Annotated in this window: 1 protein-coding gene; it reads right to left on the reverse strand. The window is 43.1% G+C overall.

What is annotated here, in order from left to right:
- The coding region (locus tag M3650_RS32430) for a transposase (RefSeq protein ID WP_483311808.1) at positions 1–171 on the reverse strand (171 nt) is incomplete at its 3' end.
- Between the last annotated feature and the right edge of the window lie 84 nt (positions 172–255).

The raw sequence follows: 255 nt of genomic DNA on the forward strand, positions 1-255 counted from the left end.
ATCCACCGCGGTGCGTCCGTTATCGTGGCAATAGTTGACGTGCAGCTCTTCGTAGACAAAGCCAAAGTCCACCAACTCGTCCATTCTGCGCAGTAGATTATCTTTGGGAACTACCAGATTGTAGAGTACCATATATGGGCTCAAAATAAAGCTTTGTTGCTTCGGGAGCACAGAGATCACCAGCCTTTGATGAGATACTTTGATTATACCGAAAAAAAGAGACAGACTCTTCAAAAAAATGAAGAATTGTCTCTT

The sequence above is a fragment of the Paenibacillus sp. MER TA 81-3 genome, from assembly GCF_023713585.1.
GTDB classification, from domain to species: domain Bacteria; phylum Bacillota; class Bacilli; order Paenibacillales; family Paenibacillaceae; genus Paenibacillus_B; species Paenibacillus_B profundus.